Origin of the sequence: Phenylobacterium sp., assembly GCF_036402295.1 — a bacterium.
In the GTDB taxonomy this organism is placed as follows: domain Bacteria; phylum Pseudomonadota; class Alphaproteobacteria; order Caulobacterales; family Caulobacteraceae; genus Phenylobacterium.
Window position 1 is genome coordinate 1 of record NZ_DASWTE010000422.1, and the last position, 1,691, is coordinate 1,691.

Here is a 1,691-nt window from a genome sequence, read left to right on the forward strand (position 1 = left end):
ACGTAGCCGGCGGCCGCGTAGAGCTGGACGTCGGTGGCGAAGGTCGGGCCGTAGGCGGCGAAGGGGCCGCCGTGGATCTCGAGGATCAGCGGGTACTTTTTCGACGGGTCGAAGTTAGGCGGATAGGCGATCCAGGCTCCGATGGGCTTCTTGTCGTAGCTGGAGGTGACGGGGAGCGCCTCGACCTTGGCGAGCTGCTTGCCGGTCAGGAGGTCGGCGTTGAGGTCGGTCAGCCGCTGGACCCTGCCGCCCTTCCAGAGCGCGAGGTCGGCGGGCCGCTCGGGCGCGCCGTCGGTGAACGCGACCAGGCCTCCCCGGCCGACCGAGAACTGACCGCCGGTATAGGGCCGGTCCAGGCCGCCGCCGCCCAGCCCCGAGAACAGCGTCTCGAGCTTTCCGTCCAGCGAGACGCGGGCGACCTTGGTCAGGCCCAGGTCCTCGTAGGAGACGTAGAGGCTCTTGCCGTCGGCGGCCCACTGCGGCGGGCTCACGCTGCGGTCGAGGTTCCCGGTGAGGACCCGGCGGTTCTTGCCGTCGCGGTCCATGACGTACAGGCGGACGTTCTCGTAGCCGCGCTTCCGCTCGTCGTCGTAGCCGACGTACGCGATCTTCGCACCGTCCGGCGAAACGGTCGGGCCGATGTCGGGCCCGACGCGGTTGGTCAGACGGGTCAGCGCGCCGGTCGCCACGTCCACGGCGTAGATCTCGGCCTCCTGCGGGTCGCGCTCCCAGGCCTCGGCGCGGTTGGTGGAGAACAGGACCGCCTTGCCGTCGGCCGTGAAGTCGATGGGGCCAGCATCGTCGAACTTGCCGGAGGTGAGTTGGCGCGGCTGGCCGCCGTCGGCCGAGACGGCGAAGAGGTGGCGGTAGCCGGGCTTGAGGAAGCCTTCGCCGTCGGCGCGATAGGTGATGCGGTCGATCACCTTCAGCGGATCGGCCCACTTGGCGCCTTCGGGCTTCTTGATCGGCGCGACCAGCGGGCGGCCCTCGTCGAGGGTCAGCATGGTGAAGGCCAGCGTCTTGCCGTCGGGCGACCAGGTGATGTCGTTGGGGGCCTGCTCCAGGCTGGCGACGCGCGCCGAGCGGCCGCTCGCCATCCAGCGGACGTAGAGCTGCGCGCCGTTCTGCCCGGCCGAGACGTAGGCCAGCCGCGAGCCGTCGGGGGACCAGCGCGGGGCGAGGTTGGAGTTGTCGTCGACGACCAGCGGCGTCTGGGCGCCGGTGCTCGCATCCACCAGCCAGATCGAGCGGCGGGCGCGGTCGGTCATGATGTCGTTCGACGCGCGCACATAGGCGATGGCGCCGCCGTCCGGGCGCACCTGCGGGTCTGAGGCCTGCTGCAGGCCGAAGAGGTCGCGGGCGCCGAAGGTGCGGGAGGGCTGTTCCGCCACCTGGGCCGCAACGCCGCCCGCCGCGGTCAGCACCAGAGCCGCCGCCAGAACCGCCAGACGCATGTGAGACTCCCCGAGCTGAACAGGCGGCGAGAGATGAGGCGCGCAGCGGCGCTTTGTCCAGCGGATGGGCGACGGACGGGGCGCGACCTGCGGCGCCCTCGCGCGCCGCAGGCGCTGTCATGATTGCCCGCGGAAGCACGCGGAAGGACGCGGAAGGGCGCCGGGCCTGGCGAGGCGCCGGGCTCGTTCTGCTCTTTCCGCGTCCTTCCGCGTGTTTCCGCGGGCCATTGAAGGGGC

General features: G+C 71.4%; 1 protein-coding gene. It reads right to left on the bottom strand.

Annotation, left to right across the window (positions count from 1 at the left end; translation table 11 throughout):
• On the bottom strand, positions 1-1,454 hold a 1,454-nt coding region (locus VGD44_RS24320; protein ID WP_331090970.1), incomplete at its 3' end, for a DPP IV N-terminal domain-containing protein.
• Positions 1,455-1,691 lie beyond the last annotated feature (237 nt).